This window comes from Chitinophaga sp. G7 BAM 1005 (assembly GCF_057126945.1).
Map to the genome: position 1 here is coordinate 847,532 of NZ_CP181478.1, position 19,995 is coordinate 867,526.

The window sequence follows — 19,995 nt, forward strand, 5'->3', positions numbered from 1 at the left end:
TATGAGTAAAATATTTCAACACCTCGTTTCATCTGCGGTACCTGTACCCATCGAAAATATAGATACAGACCAGATCATCCCGGCACGCTTTCTGAAAGCCACCACCAGGGAAGGTTTTGGCGAAAACCTGTTCCGCGACTGGCGCTATGAAGCCGACAATACGCCAAAGGCGGATTTTGTGATGAACAATCCCATTTACAGTGGCCAGATCCTGGTAGGCGGTAAAAACTTTGGTTGCGGTTCCTCCCGCGAACATGCTGCCTGGGCTATTGCAGACGCAGGGTTTAAAGTAGTGGTGAGCAGCTTCTTCGCAGACATCTTTAAAAATAACGCCCTCAACACCTTCATTTTACCCATCCAGGTATCAGAAGATTTTCTGGACCGGATCTTTAAAGCCATAGCAACCGATCCTAAAGCCAAACTGGAAGTAGACCTGGAAAACCAGTTCATAAAAATTGTGAGCACCGGCGAAAAAGAAAACTTCGATATCAACCAGTACAAAAAAACATGCCTGCTCAACGGTTATGATGATATCGATTACCTGCTGAGCCTCCGTAAAGAAATTGAACAATACGAAACCACAAGAACATATAATTTCTAATCATCAAAAAGCTAAATACTAAAAGTTACACACATATATGGGCGTTGAGAAGAAAATACTAGTTATACCCGGAGATGGGATCGGACAGGAAGTGACCGCATGGGGACAAAAAGTGCTGACAACAATAGCCAAAAATTATCATCACACTTTTACCTTTGAAGAAGGGATCATGGGCCACGTTGCCATTGAAGCTACCGGCGATCCGCTGCCTGAAGAAACACTGCAGAAAGCAAGGAACTCCGATGCCATCCTGTTCGGCGCTATCGGTCATGCTAAATACGATAACGATCCTACTCTGAAAGTAAGACCAGAACAAGGTTTGCTGAAAATAAGGAAAGAACTGGGATTGTATGCCAACCTCCGCCCGATAAAGTTATTTGATGAACTGCTGGAAGCATCCAGCATCAAACCGGAAATTTTACGCGGTTCAGATATTCTCTTTTTCCGTGAACTGACCGGCGATGTGTATTTTGGTGAAAAGATCAGGACTGCCGACCGTAATACGGCGTCTGACCTGATGATTTACCACCGTTATGAAGTAGAACGCATTGCCCGTAAAGCCTATGAAGCAGCACGCACCCGCCGCAAAAAGCTGTGCTCTGTGGATAAAGCAAACGTACTGGAAGCAAGCCGTCTCTGGAGAGAAGTGGTACAGGAAGTAGCCAAAGAATATCCTGACGTGGAAACAGAACATATGTTCATCGACAACGCCGCCATGCAGCTGATCAAAGATCCTAAACGCTTTGATGTAGTGGTTACCGGTAACCTGTTTGGTGATATCCTTACGGATGAAGCTTCACAGATCGCAGGTTCTATGGGAATGCTGGCATCTGCCTCTATCGGCGACAGCACCGGTTTCTTTGAACCTATCCACGGATCTGCACATGATATTGCCGGTAAAGGTATTGCCAATCCGCTGGCATCTATCTTATCTGCTGCCCTCATGCTGGATATTTCCTTTGGCCTGAAAACAGAATCACAACGCGTGATAAAAGCGGTGGAAGCTACCCTCAGACAAGGTTACAGAACAATGGATATCGCCAACAAACACACGGTGAACGATTTTATGATGGGCACCGACGCTATGGGCGCCAAAGTATTAGAAAATCTGAATTAATCATTCAATAAAATTATTACACTATCATGGATAAAAATCGTGTATACGTCTTTGATACCACCTTGCGTGATGGAGAACAGGTGCCCGGCTGTCAGCTGACAACCGTTGAAAAAATTGAAGTAGCCAAAAAACTTGAAGCATTAGGCGTAGATATCATTGAAGCAGGTTTCCCGATTTCAAGTCCGGGCGACTTCCAGAGCGTGGTGGAAATTTCCAAAGCGGTTACAGAGCCCGTGATCTGCGCACTTACCCGTGCCAATAATAAAGATATCGACGCTGCCGCGGATGCCCTGCGCTTTGCAAAACGCAAGCGTATCCATACGGGTATCGGTTCTTCCGATATGCACATCAAATATAAATTCAACAGCACCCGCGACGAAATTTTACAACGTGCAGTAGCCGCTGTATCCTATGCCCGCAAGTTTACAGATGATGTGGAATTTTACGCAGAAGATGCAGGCCGCGCAGACAATGAATACCTGGCCCGCATGATCGAAGCCGTGATTGCAGCCGGTGCTACCACCGTGAATATTCCCGATACCAATGGTTACTGCCTGCCCGACCAGTATGGCGCAAAAATCAAGTACCTCGTAGACCACGTTTCCAATATCGATAAAGCGATCATCTCCGTTCACTGTCATAACGACCTCGGTTTAGCTACTGCCAATACCATTGCAGGTATTATCAACGGCGCCCGCCAGGTGGAATGTACCATCAATGGTATCGGTGAACGCGCCGGTAACACCTCGCTGGAAGAAGTAGCCATGATCCTGAAAACGCATCATACGCTGGGCTATCACACCCAGATCAACTCGAAAGGGATCTATGAAATCAGTAATCTCGTGGAAACCATGATGCACATGCCGGTGCAGCCCAACAAAGCTATTGTAGGCCGCAACGCATTTGCACACAGCTCCGGCATCCACCAGGATGGCGTACTGAAACACCGCGAAAACTATGAGATCCTGAACCCGGAAGATGTGGGGATCAACTCCAACTCCATTATCCTCACTGCCCGCAGCGGCCGTCATGCCCTGAAGCATCACCTGTCGCGCCTGGGATACAACCTGGAAAGAGTAAACATCGACGAAGTGTACCAACGCTTCCTGCTGATGGCGGATACCAAAAAGGAAATCAACGACGCCGATCTGCTGGAACTGATGGGCGACGGCGATGCGAAAACCTACGGCGACAATGCCATCAAGGTAACCTTACTGCAGGTGGTTTGCGGGGATCCCCTCCGCCCGATGGCTACCGTTAAGCTGCGTATCAATGGCGAAGAAAAGGAAGCCAGTGCTGCCGGTAATGGTCCCGTTAATGCTACCATCAACGCTATCCACGATATTATTAAAGATGATATTGAACTGGATGAGTTTAATATTCAGTCCATGCGCGGTGGCAGCGACGATGTGAGCAAAGTAAATATGCGCGTAAAACATAACGGTCAGTCGTACTACGGTTTCGGGATCTCTACCGATATCGTGAATGCCTCTGTGCATGCATACGTAGACGCGCTGAATAAGATATACTAGGACCGCCTTCGGCGATGGGGAAATTGTCTTGGAGCAGGATTACGCTGATTATACTGATTTGCTTGATTTGATCCTGTTTTGATTTTTAAAGATTAGGGGAGATAGAAGCGGATATATCTGCTTCTATCTCCCCTAATCCTTTAAAATCATTTATAAAATCCAAAAAGTAAAATCAAGCAAATCAGTATAATCAGCGTAATCCTGCTCCAAGACAATTTCCCCATCGCCGAAGGCGATCCTTCGCGCTGTAACTTTTTCTTTGCCACCCCGTTTTACAGGTGAAACTTTTTCCCTGATGAGAACAATTACCCTACTTCTGACCATTTTACTTTTTGCCGGCTGCACCAAAGAAACAGACAATTGCTCCCAGTATGGGTGGGTTGATATTGGCGACGCGAAATACATGGGTAAATCTACCGGCGATGCGAGAGGAAAGAACGGTGTTTTTTATGATGTAAGCTGCACTTTCTCCAATTCCTGTTACACTATTAACAAGATTGTGGAGGTAAGGGATAAAGACACGGTACTGCTAAAGGCGGAATACCTGTACAATACCTGCACCGTTTGCACCCAGGCATTTACTACCCAAACCAAAACCTATTCTTTTGTACCCGCCGATAACGGCACTTACTATTTAAAGTGGGAGGGGATTCCTAACCGGGTGGACACCATAACAATTCAATGATTTTAAAAGAAGATATCCATCAGCGGATATTTTTTATAATCCGGCAGATAGAAGTGCCACCATTCTGTAGAACTTCCTTTAAAGCCATGTTGCCTCATGGTATCTCTTAATAATTTTCGGTTGGCCGCCATTGCCGGATCCGGCGGGGTGTAGTTTTCATGTGCTTTTGTGGTGAAATCATCAAAGTCCGTAGGCATTGCCACGGGCTTATTTGTTTTCAGGTTTACCATACTGAGGTCTATTGCCACGCCGCGGTTGTGCCCCGATCCTTTGCGGGGATCTGCTGCATACAGGTCGTTGGGTACTATTTTAAACATCGTTTCCGTTACATGATAAGGACGGTAGGCGTCGTAAATGAGCAGGCCATATCCTTTTTTGCGCAGGGCTTCCTGCACGGCTTTGAGGGCTTTCGCCGCCGGCAGCCGGAGATAAATATCGGTGCGGGTATAGAGTTGTTGTTTGGTGAAGTTATTGGTAGTGGCGTAACGCACATCTTTTTTAATACCCGGGATATACTTTTCCAGGTTAACGAGCAGCTGGTTGCTGTCGGCCTTTACCAGCTGATCATATTGCTGCCGGGTACCCAATACCGCGAGGCCGTATTTATTAACCGGTATTTTCTGGGCGGATAGCTGACCGGAAATGGTCCACAGGAGCGCTGATAACAGTATTATTTTCATGTGCTTAAAATTGCGGAAAAAGCCCCGTATTTGGACCTGATTATTGAATTTTGCGAAAATTAGGCAAGAAAGTATGAAATACAGTGAAAATACAATTGCAATCACCTTATATTAATAGGTATTTTAGAACCCTTAAATTTTTAAACGATGGAACTGTTCAGATTAGATAATAAAGTGGCGGTTATCACAGGCGGTGGTAGCGGTATAGGACAGGCAATAGCACAAACATTCGGGGCACAGGGCGCACAGGTGCATATCCTGGAGCTGAATGAGGAAGGCGGTAAAACCACGGCAGAGGAAATCAGGGCAGCAGGTGGCCAGGCAACTGTGCATGCGTGCAACGTAGCCGACCAGGCAGCGGTGATCGCTGTAATGGATGGTATTGTGCAAACGGCCGGTAAACTGGATATCCTGGTGAACTGCGCGGGTATTGCTCATGTGGGTAACCTCGAAAACACAGCTGAACAGGACTTCGACAAGGTGTACCAGGTAAATGTAAAGGGCACCTATAACTGCATGTATGCAGTCATTAAACAAATGAAAGCGCAGGGCGGCGGTGTGATCCTGAATGTGGCATCCATCGCTTCCAGTGTAGGTATACCGGACAGGCTGGCTTACTCGATGAGTAAAGGCGCGGTACTGACCATGACATTATCCGTGGCGAAAGACTACCTCGGCGCTAATATCCGTTGCAACTGCGTGTCGCCCGCAAGAGTACACACGCCGTTTGTAGATGGATTTATTGCGAAGAACTACCCGGGCAGGGAAGCGGAAATGTTTGAAAAACTGAGTAAAACCCAACCGATCGGCCGCATGGCCAAGCCGGTGGAAGTAGGTAACCTGGCGTTATTCCTGTGTTCTGATGAAGCAGGCTTTATTACCGGAACCGACTACCCGATTGATGGCGGTTTTATCAGACTTAATAATTAATAATTAATGTGATGCGTGTTTTAAAGTGCGGACGATTACCCGTATCTTTCAAGTTATTCATTCATTAATTTTTAGTTATATCATGCAACATTTTCGAATAGGGCTGGCAATAGCAATAGCCGTATTATCTGCCTGTAATTCCGGTAATAACAAAGGCACAGCCACCGGGGATTCCGCATCGGTGGTAAAGCCGGCCACACCGGATGGCACTGTGTCTGTTACTTTTTCTGATAAGGAAAAAGATACTTCGCTGGTCACGATTAAATTTCAGCTGAAGGAAGGCACAAAGGAAAAAACTTTTGAACAGGCGATCCTGAAAGACGTGCCGGAGCCGGACCTTTATAAAGTGTTGTGGAATGAGCCCAACAGCTGTTATATCGGCGTTATGAAAGCGAATCATCAGCCACGTTATTACCACGCTTTTGTAGACAGTAAAAAAGACATGAAAATATTATGGGCTGCTACGCCGCCTGAGCCTATCTGGGTATACATGGAAGGTACGCTGGGCCTTGGTAAGGTATCCGCCGGAGGCGAAATGTTGCAGCAGTATAAAAAGAGCATCCAGTCCGGTAATATCCTGGCAGATTTTATTGCAGAAATCAAACCGGATGCTTCGCCCGACAGCCTGGAGCTGTATGTGGAATTTGGCGGTCTTCGTAAAAGTATGTTCATGCCCGTGCCCAGCGGCAGTAAAGGTGTGATTCAGCCAACAGGACAGGATGATCATGTGTATTTCTCTTTTGTAAAAGATGGTAAAGCAGAACCGGTGATTGACCTGCACGTGGAAAGCGGAAGGTTACAGATTAAAACACTGAAAGAAATTAAGTAAGACTAATAAATAAATAATATCGATATGAAACTGATCAGGTTTGGTTTACCGGGAGAAGAAAAACCGGGTGTTGCAACCGCAGCGGGGATGTTTGACGTAAGTGCATTTGGTGAAGATTTTGGAGAGAAATTCTTTGAAACCAATGGGCTGGCGCGCTTATCCGAATGGTATGGAGCGCATGCAGCGGAATGTCCGCAGGTACCTGCCGGCACCCGTTTGGGCTCACCTATCCTTCGTCCTTCCAAAATTATCTGCATCGGTCTTAACTACGCTGATCACGCGCGGGAAACCAATGCAGCCATTCCTGCAGAACCTATCGTGTTCTTTAAAAGTACCAGCGCACTGGTGGGTCCAAACGACGACCTGGTGATTCCGCGCAACAGTCAGAAAACCGACTGGGAAGTGGAACTGGCAGTGGTGATAGGCAAAAAAGCCAGTTATGTGGAAGAAAAAGATGCTTTGGACTATGTTGCCGGTTACTGCCTGCATAACGATTACAGCGAAAGAGCTTTCCAGATTGAAAGAGGCGGACAGTGGGTAAAGGGAAAGAGCTGTGATACGTTCGCGCCGTTAGGTCCGTGGCTGGCTACCAAAGATGAAATTGCCGATGTGAATAATCTTCGTTTATGGCTCACCGTTAACGGTCAGAAAATGCAGGATGGCAACACCTCCAATTTCATATTCAGTATAGCTTATGTAGTGGCTTACCTGAGCCAGTTTATGACCCTGCTTCCGGGAGATGTGATTTCTACCGGTACACCGGCTGGTGTGGGCCTGGGTATGAACCCGCAGGTGTACCTCAAAGCAGGAGATGTAATTGAACTGGGTATTGATGGTTTGGGTACCTCCAAACAAACTGCTGTAGCCTGTAAATAGTAATTATGAAAAGATATTGTCTGGCGCTGGACCTGGTAGATGATCCGCAGTTGATCAGCGAATATGAAGGGTATCATCGCAACGTATCCGCTGAAATAAAGAAGAGTATCACAGACGCCGGCATTACCGTAATGGATATTTACCGTGCCGGTAACCGCCTGTTTATGATCATGGAAGTAGATGACACTTTCTCCTTTGAACGGAAAGATGCGATGGACGCTGCCAACCCAGCCGTAAAGGTATGGGAGCAGCTCATGTGGAAATACCAGCAGGCATTGCCGGTAGCAAAGGAAGGAGAGAAGTGGATTATTATGGACCAGATTTTTGCATTGTAAAGTATACCGGGCAACGGAAGTTCCGGCGCCCGGTATGCAAAAAGTATTTACATGGTTATTGACGCACATCAGCATTTCTGGCAATACGATCCTGTCCGCGACGCATGGATCGATGAATCGATGGAAGTGATCCGTCGTGATTTTTACCCGGAAGACCTGGCCCCGGTGCTGGCCGAAAACGGTGTTCACGGCTGTGTGGCGGTACAGGCAGATCAGTCGGCCGATGAAACCGCCTTTTTACTGGCGCTGGCAGATAAGCATGATTTTATTAAAGGTGTGGTGGGCTGGACAGACCTCCGCGCTGAAAATATCGATGAACAACTGGCGCAATATGCCGCACATCCGAAGCTGAAAGGCTTCCGTCATATTGTACAGGGAGAACCGGATAACCGGTTTATTCTCGGTGAACATTTCTGCCGCGGTATCAAAGCGCTGGCGAAGCATCCCTTCACCTATGATATTCTCGTATACCCGAAACAGTTACCTGCGGTAGAAGAATTTGTACAGCAGTTCCCGGAGCAGCCGCTGATCATTGATCACCTGGCCAAGCCCGATATCAAAGCCGGTGAACTGGATGCTTGGGCAGCACATATGCGCCGCATTGCACAGTCGCCGAATGTATACTGCAAGCTGAGCGGCATGGTTACGGAAGCCAACTGGCAGCAGTGGGAACCGGCACACTTCCGGCCTTTCCTGGAAGTAGCGCTGGACGCCTTTGGCGCAAACAGGTTGGTGTATGGCTCCGACTGGCCCGTATGCCTGGTAGCAGCCAGGTACCACGAAGTGAAGGGAATCGTTACTGATTTCATCAGCACCTTATCAACAAGTGAACAGGAACAGATAATGGGAGGGAATGCCCGCTCATTTTATCATCTATAAAAAATAATATCATACATACTATGGATTTAGGATTACAGGAGAAAGTGATTATCGTTACCGGTGGTGCAAAAGGAATCGGGGAAGCTATTGCAAAGCTGATAACAGCTGAAGGCGGCATTGCTGTGATTGCCGGCCGGAGTACTGCCGACAATGAAAAAACCGTGAACGAAATTATTGCGGTGGGTGGTAAAGCGATGGCCGTTACCGCAGAACTGGGTAAAGTGGAGGATTGTAAGAAAGTGATCTCTGAAACGATAGCAAAGTATGGTAAAATAGATGGCCTGGTAAACAATGCCGGCGCCAATGATGGTGTAGGACTGGAAAGTGGCAGCCCGGAACGGTTTATGCAGTCGCTGCAAAATAACCTGTCGCACTACTACAACCTGTCGCATTTTGCATTGCCATACCTGAAGGTCACCAAAGGAAATATTGTGAACATCGGATCTAAAGTAGCCGATACCGGCCAGGGTAACACCAGCGGTTATGCTGCCTCCAAAGGCGCTATCAATGCGCTCACCCGCGAGTGGGCGGTGGAATTGCTGCCTTATTCCATCCGTGTAAATACGGTTATTCCTGCTGAAGTATGGACTCCGCTGTATGAAACCTGGATCAATTCGTTGCCCAATCCAAAAGAAAAACTGGCGGCTATCACCGCTAACATTCCATTCGAAAAAAGAATGACCACGTCAACAGAAATTGCCAACAGCACCGTATTCCTGCTGTCGCCACGTTCTTCCCATACAACCGGACAAATCGTATACGTAGATGGTGGATACACTCATCTCGACAGATCCATCAGCTAAGGACAAAGAGCCAATACCGTTACCAATATTCAATCACCTGAAACATTAAATTCTTCGTTATGGCCGGAGGCGCAGTAAGTAATTCCACTTATACCACCAGTAAAGATACAGGCGCAAAGCCTGGCAACTACCTGTTGCCGCTGATCCTGGTTACCAGCCTGTTCTTCTTATGGGGACTGGCATACGGACTGCTGGATGTGTTGAACAAACATTTCCAGGAAGTATTGAGCATCACTACCAAACGTTCTACTTTATTGCAGGGCGCTTATTTCGGCGCTTATTTCCTCATGGCATTACCGGCAGGTATGTTTATGAATAAATTCGGCTACAAGAAAGGAATTATCATGGGCCTGCTGCTGTACGCTACGGGGGCATTCCTGTTTTTCCCGGCAGCCGGTGCGCTGAGTTTTGATTTTTTCCTGCTGGCATTATTTATCCTGGCCTGCGGACTGGCCTGCCTGGAAACGGCTGCCAACCCATATGTAACGGTGTTGGGAGATCCGGCTACTTCTGAGCAACGGTTGAATTTATCACAGTGCTTTAACGGGCTGGGATCTTTCCTCGGACCTATTATTGGCGGCAAATTGTTTTTTGGCAGCGGCAGCGGAGATCTCACTACTGTAAAGCTCACCTACATTGTAATAGGCGTGGTGGTGTTGCTGATAGCAGGATTCTTTTACAGAACGCCATTGCCTGAAATTAAAGAAGACGAACAGGAAGGAGAACAAGTGATGGCAGATACCCGCCCGCTTTCTGCTCACCGTCATTTTGTGCTGGGCGTAATTGCGCAGTTCTTTTATGTGGCTGCGCAGGTAGGTGTGGGCGCGTTGTTTATCAATTATGTAACGGCCTACTGGCATGGTATTACTACTGAAAATGCCTCTTACCTGTTGTCAGTTGGTATGGCATTATTCATGGGTGGCCGTTTTGTGGGTACTGCGCTCATGCGTAAAGTAGCCCCCAATAAGCTGCTGGCGCTGTATGCGTTTGTCAACGTGTTGCTTTGCGCTTTTGTAATGACTGGTAACGGGGCTGCTTCCGTATATGCGCTTATTGCTATTTTCTTCTTCATGTCTATCATGTTCCCCACTATTTTTGCGTTGGGCGTAAAAGATCTGGGTATACATACCAAACGCGGCGCTTCTTTCCAGGTAATGTCTATCGTAGGCGGCGCTTCTGTTCCTTACCTGATGGGTATTGTAACAGAATGGCAGTCGCTGGCCATTTCCTACGGCATTCCTACTTTCTGCTTTGTGGTCGTGTTTTTATACGGCTGGAAAGGATATAAAAGAGTTTAGTCAGCTGATTTCTTTTTAATATTTAATCCGCAAAATCATTGTAACTTTCTTTAACAAAAGAGGATACCATGATTTTGCGGATTTTTGCTTCCTATGCTTGCTGGTTCCTGGTTGTAACCACGTTGTTTGCCGGGATGCCTGCTGATCCCGGGCCTGTACCTTCCCTGCAATTGTCGTTCACCCACGTTATGGGGCAGCAGCCGCTGGTAAGGAAACAGGTCACCTATACCAATGCTTCCGGAGAAGCTTTTACGATCAGCCGTTTCCGTTATTTTCTCAGCAACTTTTCACTGGAGGCTGCCAATGGCAGTGTTGTTACTTTGCCGCCTGCTTATTTCCTGGTAGATGATGCGATAGACAGTTCAAAAAATATCCGGCTGGATAGTATCCCTGCCGGCGAGTATAAAAGTATCCGTTTCCTGATCGGGGTAGATAGTATCCGTAATGTAAGTGGCGTGCAATCCGGCGCGCTGGCCGTGGAATCCGGTATGTTCTGGACCTGGAACAGCGGGTATATTATGGCACAGATAGAAGGCCACTCCGCAGCAGTGAACACACCTATGCAGGAGTTTCTGTTTCATTGCGGCGGTTATAAATCAAAAGACGGTGTGCTGAAATATGTGACACTGCCGCTTCCGCAGCCGCTGACAATTTCGGCAGGTAAGCAACCCCGTATTAATGTTACTGCCGATGTGGAAAAGTGGTTTTTACCTGATACCGTTAGTTTTAAAAAGATAACCGTGATTATGGCGCCGGGTGCAAAAGCAAGACAGGTTGCCGGTAACTATCAGCATATGTTTAACATAACAGGCATCTCTAATTAACCGCTGTGTGAATCATAGAGTGATATATATCATTGGGGCGTTTTGCCTGTTGCTGTTGCTGGTGCAGGCAGGTACAAAGAAGCGTGCGGTTAAAGGGCCGGAACCCTTTTTGTTGCAGCTGCCTGCGCATTTCCCACGACCTGTATATGACTTTACCCGTAACCCGCTCACCAAACCTGGTGTGGCATTGGGCCGGTTTATGTTTTATGATTACCGCCTGTCGCAGGACAGTACCGTTTCCTGTGGGTTTTGTCACCAGCAGTTTGCGGCTTTCGGCCATTTTGATCATGCACTGGCGCATGGCGTGGCTGGTCAGCAGGGCATCCGTTCGGTACCGGTGCTGTTTAATATGATCTGGCAAAGGGCGTTTATGTGGGATGGCGGCGTGAATCATCTTGAAATACAGGCACTCACTCCCTTAACAGACCATAACGAAATGGCAGTAGACCTGAAAGAATTGATGAAGAACATGCAAACAGATCCCAAATACAGGGCGATGTTCAAAGCAGCTTTTGGTACGGAGGAAATCACCAGCGGGCGCATGTTCAAAGCATTCACGCAGTTTGTTGCCACGATGGTATCTGCCGGTTCCAAATACGACAGTGTAATGCTTAAATTACCCGGTGTTGCTTTCACCGCCGAAGAAAACGCGGGGTACACCGTTTTCCAGGAGAAGTGTGCGGCCTGCCACAAGGAACCGTTGTTCACGGATCTTACATACCGCAGTAATGGGCTGCCTTATTTACCGGCATTGAATGATATCGGCAGAATGAAGATCACCGGGAGCACTGATGATAATCTTCGTTTTAAGGTACCTTCCCTGCGCAATATTCTCAAGAGCGCCCCTTATATGCACGACGGGCGTTTCTTCGATATTTTCCAGGTTTTTGACTTCTACGATCATGGTGTAAAGGTAACTCCCACCACCGACCCATTGGTGAAGCAGGGCATCCGGTTATCGGACCAGGAAAAGCGGCAGTTGTATTTCTTTTTGAATACACTTACGGATTATTCTTTTCTCGGTAATGCTTCGCTTAGTGAGGTGCGGATTGAGTAGGATCGCCTTCGGCGATTTTAAATTGTCTTGGAGCAGGATTACGCTGATTAACCGTGATTTGCCTGATTTGATCACATTTTTTTTAAATGATTAAGGGAGATAAAAAGCGAATATCCGCTTATCTCTCCCTTAATCATTTAAAAAAAAATTCCAGAAAATAAAATCAAAAAAATCACGGTTAATCAGCGTAATCCTGCTCCAAGACAATTTAAAATCGCCGAAGGCGATCACTTCTTCCAGCAATCTTCCATATGATCATCCACCATACCTGTAGCCTGCATGTAGGCATAGCAGATAGTGGAACCTACAAATTTAAATCCCCGCTTCAGCAGATCCTTGCTCATGGCATCGGAGATGGCTGTTTTGGCGGGAACGCCCGCCATGCCTTTGCGGTAGTGATTAACGACAGGTTTGTGGTTTACAAATGACCAGATATATTTATCAAAACTGCCGAATTCCTTTTGAACCGCGAGGTATGCCTTTGCATTACCGATCACGGATTTTATTTTAAGACGGTTGCGGATGATGCCTTCGTTCTGCATCAGTTCCTCTACCTTTTTCTCGTCGTACTTCACTATTTTTTTAGCGTCCCAGTTATCAAAGGCTTTGCGGTAGTTTTCTCTTTTGGTAAGTACGGTATACCAGCTGAGACCTGCCTGCGCGCCTTCCAGGCATAACATTTCAAAGAGATGTTTATCCTCATGATTGGGGGTACCCCATTCTTTGTCGTGATAGTCCTGGTAAAGTTTGTCTTTGTTTGACCAGTGGCATCTTACTTTTTCTATAGCTCCCATTCGCTGATGGTTTTATTTACCTGTAATTTATACTTTTCCAGGTCTTCGGCAGTTTGTTTAATGAAACTATTATCTTCCAGGCTGCCCACTACTGCATTCATTTCTTTTTCACTTTCATAGGCCAGCCGGCGGAATGGATTTTTGTAATCCTTTTCCCTGGAGCGTTTAATTTGTGTGGTGATCCACTCCATTGTTGCAACAGAATCATTCATCCATTGTGCGAGATCGGCGGTGGTCATGTTTTTCAGGGAGCTGTCTTTTATTTCCAGTAAACAGGCTACGGCATGCTGTAATTTGTCGGCTGCATATTCACTGCCTATTTCTTCGTAAGCCATGTGCAGTTGCGGCCAGCTGCTGATCTTGTTTTTCCGGATCTTTGTTTTGAGCGTAGCTACCGTTTCCGCTTTCATCAACTGTCCGCCGATGTTCAGCCAGTCGCCACGTTTGGCGGTTTTTACTGCGGCTTGTAAAGCAAGGAAAGAAGGTTTGTCTGCTGCCAGGATATTTTTGACGGCGTATAATACCACCATTTCCACGAACAGGGGATAAGCCCGGTGTACCTTCAGGAGTTCCACTTCGCGGGAACTGTTTTCAAATCCTTTGGAGAGAATGGTGAGCTTTGCTACTTCTTCCGGGTTGTTATTTAACAGGTCCTTTCCTTTTTTACGTATGTCCTTTTCCGTTAGCTCCTTCTTTGGAGCATTTTCCGGCAGGGCGTACCATGCTTTCCCGGTGGCGGTTTCCATGATGGCGAGTGCCTGGAATATTTCTTCTACTGAATCGGGCGCCAGGTAATCGTATTCAATGAGTTGTTGTTTATCGGTGCGTTTATCGCGGTCCACGTATTTCCAGGAGTTCCTGGCAATGGCGTACATGTTGTACAGGAACCAGTATCCGGGCATTATCTTCAGGCGGTTTTCGTGTTCATCATTTACCACGAGGCTGAATGGAATGGAGATATTCAGCTCCGACATATAGTTGCCTTTGGAGATAAGTGTGAAGCTGGCGAAACGGGAGTTATGTTTCAGGCTTACGCACAGGCCCGGCCAGAATCCTCTGCCGGCGATGATTTCACCGTCTGCGCCGCGTGAGTTGTGATTGGAGCCGATAGTGGCGCCTGCCGCCATATTGCTCTGACCCATGATCAGCGCCGCACACAGGAACGAGTTGTTATGGTGTTGTTCATGTGCCGGGAAGATGAGGGAGTTCAGTACTTCGCAGCAGGAGATAGTGGCGTTGTTACCGAGGTAGGAGTTGATCAGCCTGGCGCCATATTTCAGCTGTGAGTGGGAAGCCATTACAAAGCGAACCGCTTTCACGCCGTAGAATACGCGGCAGCCGTAGCCTATTATGCCATTTACCATTTCGCAGCCTTCTCCTATTTGTGAGGACGCTTCGCTGTTGCTGTTGATGGTAAGGTTTTTCAGTTTGTTGGCGCCTTTCAGGTATGCGTCGGTACCAATGGTCACATCTTTGATCATCTTACAGTTTTTAATTACTGTACGATCACCTACCATACCGTAGTAGCCGCGTCTTTTATCAAACTGTTTTTCTGTGAAGGTTTTGAATTGCTGCTGCAGTTGTTCATCATCGCGGTAGCGTGTCCACAGGTAAGCATCTCCGGGGAGCATGCCATCAAAGGGCATTACGCTTCTGCCGCCGTTTTCGTTGCAGAGTTCCATCCAGATGCGGCCACTTTCGTTTTCTCCTTCTTTCAGGATACCATTTCCGAATTTAGCATAATCGGTGGTAGCCATTTCGTTTACGTTGGCTACAATCACTTCGTTGCCGAGGATATAATGCGATAAATAATTTACATTGTGTACCACTACATTGTCGCCGAAATCGCAGGCGCAGATGGTACTGTTGTACAATCCTACCGGCATCCGCAGGTTATGGAACTCCAGGTAGTAGGGTTCCAGTTTACCGATACGTACCATTCCGAAAAAGTGACAGTGCTGTACCAGTTGCGGATCAAATTCGTTGGAAACAAAAATAATATTCCAGTCGTCGGAGGTGTTATCATTACGAACCAGCGATTCTATTTCGTGTGCGGTTAATTTCCTGTACTGGTCCTGCCTGCTCCATTGTTCATTACGGAGATAATATTCGTCTTTGCCTTTCGGTAACGTGGTTTCAATGAAATTATACCCCAGATCGGAGAGGGGTCTTTTTTGGATCTTATTCATGAGGATACATCATTTGAGGAGAAATGGCTATCTGGTTATTTTATTATGCGTGCAGCTAATAAAATAACCAGATGAGTATCTCCATTGTCTTTATTCTACTGTAACTGATTTCGCCAGGTTCCGGGGTTTGTCAACGTCCAGACCTTTGAGCACACCTATATGATAAGCGAGCAGTTGTAACGGTACTACAGAGATGATGGGTGCTACCATTTCATCTGCCGCAGGCACAAAAATCACATCATCCGCCATAGGGGGAATGGTGTTGTCGCCTTCTGTTACTACTGCGATCACTTTACCTTTACGGGCTTTAATTTCCTGAATGTTAGACACTACTTTTTCGTAGTAGCTGTCTTTGGTGGCTACAATTACTACCGGCAGGTTTTCGTCTACCAGTGCAATGGGGCCATGTTTCATTTCTGCAGCAGGATAACCTTCCGCGTGGATGTAGGAAATTTCTTTCAGTTTGAGCGCTCCTTCCAGGGCAACCGGGAAGTTGTATCCGCGGCCCAGGTAGAGGAAATCACGTGCATCTTTATATTTGGCGGCTACCTGTTTGATCTGGTCATCCAGTTTCAGGGCCGTTGCTACTTTTTCAGGAACCTGTTCCAGTTCATCTAGCAGGTGCTGGAACCTTTGCGGGGTGATGGTGCCTTTGTCGGCTGCCAGTTTTAAGCCTACCAGGCAAAGCACTGCCAGCTGGGCAGTAAAGGCTTTGGTGCTGGCTACGCCAATTTCCGGGCCTGCGTGGGTATAGGCGCCGGCGTGAGATAAGCGCGCAATAGAAGAACCTACCACGTTACAAACACCGAGGATGATGGCGCCTTTTTCTTTGGCGCTTTCAATGGCTACCAGCGTATCTGCAGTTTCACCGGATTGTGATACGGCAATGATTACATCGCCCGGACCAACTACCGGGTTGCGGTAACGGAACTCGGAAGCGTATTCTACTTCCACCGGGATGCGGCATAATTCTTCAATCATGTATTCGGCTACCAGCCCGGCGTGCCAGGAGGTACCGCAAGCTACAATGATGATACGTTTGGCATTGCTCAGTACATCGGCATATTCGCGCATACCGCCCATTGTGAGCGTACCTTTTTTCGCGTCTAAACGGCCACGTAAGCTATCGAAGATCGTTTGCGGCTGTTCAAAGATTTCCTTCAGCATGAAGTGATCATAGCCTCCTTTTTCGATGGCGGCCAGTTCGATATCCAGCTTCTGAATGTAAGGCGTTTGCCTTTCATTGGAAATGTTTTTCAGGATCAGTTCATCTGCTTTGATGATGGCAATTTCATAATCATTTACATACACTACTTCTTTTGTGTATTCAATGATCGGGGATGCATCAGAAGCCAGGAAGTGTTCGCCCTTGCCAACGCCTATTACCAGCGGGCTTCCCTTACGGGCGGCAATGAGGGTATCCGGGTTTTCTTCATCAATCAGAACGATCACATAAGCGCCTACTACTCTTTTTAAAGCAATGCGCAGGGCTTCTTCCAGAGAACACTGGTTTTGTTTTTTGATTTCCTCAATGAAGTGAAGAAGTACTTCGGTATCGGTATCACTGTGAAAAACATGGCCCTGGTTAATGAGCTCCTGTTTCAGCTGTACATAGTTTTCAATGATGCCATTGTGGATCATGGCCAGTTTACCGTCGCCGGATAAATGCGGGTGCGCATTGCGGTCGCAGGGTTCACCATGTGTAGCCCAGCGGGTATGCCCGATGGCAATATGACTCCGCAGGTCTTTCCCTTCTACGAATGCTTCGAGGGCGGCTACTTTGTCTTTTTTCTTGTATACCTGTAACCCGTTATTGATCAGGGCTACACCCGCGCTGTCGTATCCGCGGTATTCCAGTCTTTTGAGGCCTTTTAATACTACCGGGTAGGCTTCTCTCTGCCCGATATAAGCTACGATTCCACACATAAGGTTTTTGGATTTGTGCTAGGTTTTATCATTGCAATATCGCATTAAATGTTAAAATCACATCAGGAAATGTGAATATTGTTTAAGTAAAGATATGGTCAGCATGCATTCTACAATGGTCCTAATGTAAAATGAAAAAGGGAATACGGGAACGATCCTGGCGAATATTAAGATTCCTTAACATTAGCCTGCATCATTCACTGTATCCCCTTTTTATAATTTTTTTATTATGACGGAACTAAATAAAAAAATTTAAAATGCAATCATCTCTTCAGGAGCGTACGCTCGAAGAGCAAAAGTATTCTTTTATATTCATCTGTCCAGCTGCTGGGCGTAGTAAATCCATGATCTTCCACGGGATACACAGCCAGCTCCCAGTTATTCTTCCCTAATTCAATCAGTCGTTGCGACAGCCGCACGATATCCTGGAAATGCACGTTGGTATCTACCATGCCATGACACATCAGCAGTTTGCCTTTCAGTCCATCTGCAAAATAGATAGGGGAAGACCTGCGGTAGGCAATACTGTCGGTGAATGGTTCATTCAATATATTGCTGGTGTAGCCATGATTGTAATGCGCCCAGTCTGTTACAGACCTCAGCGCAGCGCCCGATGCGAACACATCTGGCTGGGTGAACAAGGCCATCAGCGTCATAAAGCCGCCATAGCTACCTCCGTATATACCAATACGACGGGCGTCCACCTGCAATTTTTCTGCCAGATATTTTGCGCCGTCCACTTCATCATCCAGATCTTTGCCGCCCATATAACGGTAAATGCCGGTACGCCAGTTACGGCCATAGCCGGCGCTGCCGCGGTAATCCATGTCCAGTACGGTATAGCCTTTATCGGTGAGCAGGTTATGGAACATGTATTCCCTGAAATAGGAACTCCACCATTTATGTGCATTTTGGAGGTAGCCTGCGCCATGTACAAAGATCACCGCTGCACCGTTGTTTTTTGCAGGATCTGGTGTGTATAAGCGGGCATATACCGGCTGGTTGTCACGCGCTGTAATAGTGATCAGCTGCGGATCGCGCCAGTTGTATGATTTAAATTCATCAGACTGCGCCAGGTTCGTTACCTGTACTGCTTTTGCGCCCGGTGTATTTGGCTGCACATACAATTCCCAGGGTTTATTGGAATACGAATAACGGAATGCAATCCATTTGCCATCGGGAGAAACAGTTACTTCATTGGCGCCGGGGAGAGTAGTAATCCTTTCGGCCTTTCCACCGGAAATGGCTATACGATAAAATTGCTTTTCGCCGGGGTGTACTTCATTGGTGGTAATGTAAAAATATTTTTTATCGGGAGATAGTTGTGCCTCCTGTACTTCATAGTTGCCGCTGGTGATAGGTTTGATGGTACCGTCGTTTACATTGGCGGTATACAGATGTGAATAACCGGTGGCTTCCGACTGGAACCAGCAGGTGTTTTCATCTATCCAGCCGATGTTGCTGCCGCCCATGCTCCAGCCAATACCGGGGCCGCCTATCCAGGCTTCGTCGCGCTGGCGGTTCAGTGTTTTCACCGTACCGGTTGCGGCGTCGAGCAGTACGATCCAGCGGTCTTTATTATCCTGTGAACGGATATCGGCAATGGCGTGTGTGCCTTGTTCCGACCAGTATGGACCGTTCACGATTACTTCTCTTACTTTGGGCGTATCTTTTTTCGTGTAGTCTTTTACGTAATCGGGCTGGTCTTTGATGCCGGGGAGACCGGTGGTTTTAATTGGCAGTACTGTATCGCGTTGGCGGTCGTAAACAAAGCTTTCGAAGCTGCCTTGCGGGGCGCCTACTTTGTCGCGGGCGGCAATATCAGTAGTGAAACCGGTGGCGGTTACAAATTCGGGAACGATGGCATTGCGGGCATCAGCAGGCGCTGTGAAAAGGCTATAGGTAACAAAACGTCCGTTGGGACTGATTTGCAGTTCTCTTAATCTTTTGTTTTGCAGATAGAGGGATCGTAATGGTTTGGGCTCGTATGCTTTATCGAAAGCGTCGGCAGCGTCTTTCTTTTCCTTCTTATCACGGATCACCTGTAACAGTTCCAGTTGCTGTGCTTTGAGGAACTTTTCTTCAGCGTTGCCGGTTTTACTTTCGTCTTTTTCGGCGGGCTTGCTGCCTGTTTCAAAGCTGGTCAGCTGACTGATTAAACCGGAAGCTTTGTCCCATCCGTAAAGGTCGCGGTTTTGCTGAAACACCACCTGTTTGCCACCGAAACTGAAAACCGGGTTAAACTCAACGGCTTTGGTATTGGTGATGCGGGTGGTTTTCCCGTTTTTTATCTCCAGTAAATAAATATCACCTTCAAAGGAGTAAGCCAGTAACGATTTATCCGTATTCCAGGTACCGCCGGCTTTGGCGTTGATCAGCGAACGCTCTCCGGCAGCAGTGATACGGGGTGTGTTGTTTTTAACGCCGGCATAGTAAAGGGAGTCGCTCAGTTGTTTGCCGGGATTCCAGCTGAAATAAACGGTCTGGTTGTCGGCGCCCCAGAAAACGTTATCAGGAGAAGTTCCTATCCATTTTGGATCGCGCATGATCTTTTCTACCGTGAGCGGCACTGCCTGTTGGGCACTGATGCGATTGGCTGATAAAAAAATAATGGCGGGTATAACCCATTTTCTCATAGCG

At 47.2% G+C, this 19,995-nt stretch carries 18 protein-coding genes; 13 read left to right on the forward strand and 5 right to left on the reverse strand.

Annotated elements, in window-relative coordinates:
- The first annotated feature begins 1 nt into the window (after position 1).
- From leuD to ACMXI2_RS03390, 4 genes are all read left to right on the forward strand, one after another.
- On the forward strand, positions 2-601 hold the full coding sequence (gene leuD, locus ACMXI2_RS03375) for a 3-isopropylmalate dehydratase small subunit (RefSeq protein WP_483780308.1): 600 nt from the start codon (positions 2-4) through the stop codon (positions 599-601).
- Positions 602-638: 37 nt separating this feature from the next.
- Positions 639-1,718 carry a 3-isopropylmalate dehydrogenase gene (gene leuB / locus ACMXI2_RS03380; RefSeq protein ID WP_483780309.1) on the forward strand — a complete coding sequence of 360 codons (1,080 nt, stop codon included), beginning with the start codon at positions 639-641 and terminating at the stop codon, positions 1,716-1,718.
- 26 nt (positions 1,719-1,744) lie between these two features.
- Positions 1,745-3,250 (forward strand): 2-isopropylmalate synthase, encoded by a 1,506-nt coding sequence (locus ACMXI2_RS03385; protein ID WP_483780310.1) that lies wholly within the window; start codon positions 1,745-1,747, stop codon positions 3,248-3,250.
- A gap of 295 nt (positions 3,251-3,545) precedes the next feature.
- Complete coding sequence (locus ACMXI2_RS03390; RefSeq protein WP_483780311.1) at positions 3,546-3,935, forward strand: hypothetical protein; 390 nt, start codon at positions 3,546-3,548, stop codon at positions 3,933-3,935.
- Between the two features lie 2 nt (positions 3,936-3,937).
- On the opposite strand, the gene ACMXI2_RS03395 is transcribed toward ACMXI2_RS03390, so the two are convergent.
- Positions 3,938-4,615, reverse strand: coding sequence for a M15 family metallopeptidase (locus tag ACMXI2_RS03395; protein ID WP_483780312.1), 678 nt, complete (start codon positions 4,613-4,615; stop codon positions 3,938-3,940).
- Between the two features lie 147 nt (positions 4,616-4,762).
- Here ACMXI2_RS03395 and ACMXI2_RS03400 point away from each other — a divergent pair, with 147 nt between their 5' ends.
- The 9 genes from ACMXI2_RS03400 to ACMXI2_RS03440 all read left to right on the forward strand — a co-directional run bounded on the left by ACMXI2_RS03400 (position 4,763) and on the right by ACMXI2_RS03440 (position 12,446).
- Positions 4,763-5,545, forward strand: coding sequence for an SDR family NAD(P)-dependent oxidoreductase (locus ACMXI2_RS03400; protein ID WP_200817216.1), 783 nt, complete (start codon positions 4,763-4,765; stop codon positions 5,543-5,545).
- 82 nt (positions 5,546-5,627) lie between these two features.
- Positions 5,628-6,374: a hypothetical protein gene (locus tag ACMXI2_RS03405; RefSeq protein ID WP_483780313.1), complete on the forward strand. Its 747-nt coding sequence runs from the start codon at positions 5,628-5,630 to the stop codon at positions 6,372-6,374.
- Positions 6,375-6,398: 24 nt separating this feature from the next.
- Positions 6,399-7,250 (forward strand): fumarylacetoacetate hydrolase family protein, encoded by an 852-nt coding sequence (locus ACMXI2_RS03410; RefSeq protein ID WP_483780314.1) that lies wholly within the window; start codon positions 6,399-6,401, stop codon positions 7,248-7,250.
- A gap of 5 nt (positions 7,251-7,255) precedes the next feature.
- Positions 7,256-7,585: an L-rhamnose mutarotase gene (locus tag ACMXI2_RS03415; protein WP_079468948.1), complete on the forward strand. Its 330-nt coding sequence runs from the start codon at positions 7,256-7,258 to the stop codon at positions 7,583-7,585.
- Between the two features lie 51 nt (positions 7,586-7,636).
- Positions 7,637-8,464: an amidohydrolase family protein gene (locus ACMXI2_RS03420; RefSeq protein WP_483780315.1), complete on the forward strand. Its 828-nt coding sequence runs from the start codon at positions 7,637-7,639 to the stop codon at positions 8,462-8,464.
- Positions 8,465-8,484: 20 nt separating this feature from the next.
- Complete coding sequence (locus ACMXI2_RS03425) at positions 8,485-9,267, forward strand: L-fucose dehydrogenase (RefSeq protein WP_483780316.1); 783 nt, start codon at positions 8,485-8,487, stop codon at positions 9,265-9,267.
- Between the two features lie 59 nt (positions 9,268-9,326).
- Positions 9,327-10,565, forward strand: a complete 1,239-nt coding sequence (locus ACMXI2_RS03430) for a sugar MFS transporter (RefSeq protein WP_483780317.1) — start codon at positions 9,327-9,329, stop codon at positions 10,563-10,565.
- Positions 10,566-10,633: 68 nt separating this feature from the next.
- Positions 10,634-11,389: an MbnP family protein gene (locus ACMXI2_RS03435; RefSeq protein ID WP_483780318.1), complete on the forward strand. Its 756-nt coding sequence runs from the start codon at positions 10,634-10,636 to the stop codon at positions 11,387-11,389.
- A 7-nt stretch (positions 11,390-11,396) separates the two neighbouring features.
- The gene (locus tag ACMXI2_RS03440) at positions 11,397-12,446 is read left to right on the forward strand and encodes a cytochrome-c peroxidase (RefSeq protein WP_483780319.1); all 1,050 of its coding nucleotides are present in this window, start codon (positions 11,397-11,399) and stop codon (positions 12,444-12,446) included.
- A 227-nt stretch (positions 12,447-12,673) separates the two neighbouring features.
- On the opposite strand, the gene ACMXI2_RS03445 is transcribed toward ACMXI2_RS03440, so the two are convergent.
- From ACMXI2_RS03445 to ACMXI2_RS03460, 4 genes are all read right to left on the reverse strand, one after another.
- Positions 12,674-13,240, reverse strand: a complete 567-nt coding sequence (locus tag ACMXI2_RS03445; protein ID WP_483780320.1) for a DNA-3-methyladenine glycosylase I — start codon at positions 13,238-13,240, stop codon at positions 12,674-12,676.
- Positions 13,228-15,429: a DUF4954 family protein gene (locus tag ACMXI2_RS03450; RefSeq protein ID WP_483780321.1), complete on the reverse strand. Its 2,202-nt coding sequence runs from the start codon at positions 15,427-15,429 to the stop codon at positions 13,228-13,230. The genes ACMXI2_RS03445 and ACMXI2_RS03450 overlap by 13 nt, the downstream gene beginning before the upstream one ends.
- A gap of 90 nt (positions 15,430-15,519) precedes the next feature.
- Complete coding sequence (glmS, locus tag ACMXI2_RS03455; protein WP_483780322.1) at positions 15,520-17,355, reverse strand: glutamine--fructose-6-phosphate transaminase (isomerizing); 1,836 nt, start codon at positions 17,353-17,355, stop codon at positions 15,520-15,522.
- A 263-nt stretch (positions 17,356-17,618) separates the two neighbouring features.
- Positions 17,619-19,991, reverse strand: coding sequence for a S9 family peptidase (locus tag ACMXI2_RS03460; protein ID WP_483780323.1), 2,373 nt, complete (start codon positions 19,989-19,991; stop codon positions 17,619-17,621).
- Between the last annotated feature and the right edge of the window lie 4 nt (positions 19,992-19,995).

Excerpts from the sequence above, each read along its gene's own strand:
- leuD (WP_483780308.1), top strand. The coding sequence starts at position 2 with ATGAGTAAAATATTTCAACACCTCGTTTCATCTGCGGTACCTGTACCC.
- leuB (WP_483780309.1), top strand. The coding sequence starts at position 639 with ATGGGCGTTGAGAAGAAAATACTAGTTATACCCGGAGATGGGATCGGA.
- ACMXI2_RS03385 (WP_483780310.1), top strand. The coding sequence starts at position 1,745 with ATGGATAAAAATCGTGTATACGTCTTTGATACCACCTTGCGTGATGGA.
- ACMXI2_RS03390 (WP_483780311.1), top strand. The coding sequence starts at position 3,546 with ATGAGAACAATTACCCTACTTCTGACCATTTTACTTTTTGCCGGCTGC.
- ACMXI2_RS03395 (WP_483780312.1), bottom strand. The coding sequence starts at position 4,615 with ATGAAAATAATACTGTTATCAGCGCTCCTGTGGACCATTTCCGGTCAG.
- ACMXI2_RS03400 (WP_200817216.1), top strand. The coding sequence starts at position 4,763 with ATGGAACTGTTCAGATTAGATAATAAAGTGGCGGTTATCACAGGCGGT.
- ACMXI2_RS03405 (WP_483780313.1), top strand. The coding sequence starts at position 5,628 with ATGCAACATTTTCGAATAGGGCTGGCAATAGCAATAGCCGTATTATCT.
- ACMXI2_RS03410 (WP_483780314.1), top strand. The coding sequence starts at position 6,399 with ATGAAACTGATCAGGTTTGGTTTACCGGGAGAAGAAAAACCGGGTGTT.
- ACMXI2_RS03415 (WP_079468948.1), top strand. The coding sequence starts at position 7,256 with ATGAAAAGATATTGTCTGGCGCTGGACCTGGTAGATGATCCGCAGTTG.
- ACMXI2_RS03420 (WP_483780315.1), top strand. The coding sequence starts at position 7,637 with ATGGTTATTGACGCACATCAGCATTTCTGGCAATACGATCCTGTCCGC.
- ACMXI2_RS03425 (WP_483780316.1), top strand. The coding sequence starts at position 8,485 with ATGGATTTAGGATTACAGGAGAAAGTGATTATCGTTACCGGTGGTGCA.
- ACMXI2_RS03430 (WP_483780317.1), top strand. The coding sequence starts at position 9,327 with ATGGCCGGAGGCGCAGTAAGTAATTCCACTTATACCACCAGTAAAGAT.
- ACMXI2_RS03435 (WP_483780318.1), top strand. The coding sequence starts at position 10,634 with ATGATTTTGCGGATTTTTGCTTCCTATGCTTGCTGGTTCCTGGTTGTA.
- ACMXI2_RS03445 (WP_483780320.1), bottom strand. The coding sequence starts at position 13,240 with ATGGGAGCTATAGAAAAAGTAAGATGCCACTGGTCAAACAAAGACAAA.
- ACMXI2_RS03450 (WP_483780321.1), bottom strand. The coding sequence starts at position 15,429 with ATGAATAAGATCCAAAAAAGACCCCTCTCCGATCTGGGGTATAATTTC.
- glmS (WP_483780322.1), bottom strand. The coding sequence starts at position 17,355 with ATGTGTGGAATCGTAGCTTATATCGGGCAGAGAGAAGCCTACCCGGTA.
- ACMXI2_RS03460 (WP_483780323.1), bottom strand. The coding sequence starts at position 19,991 with ATGAGAAAATGGGTTATACCCGCCATTATTTTTTTATCAGCCAATCGC.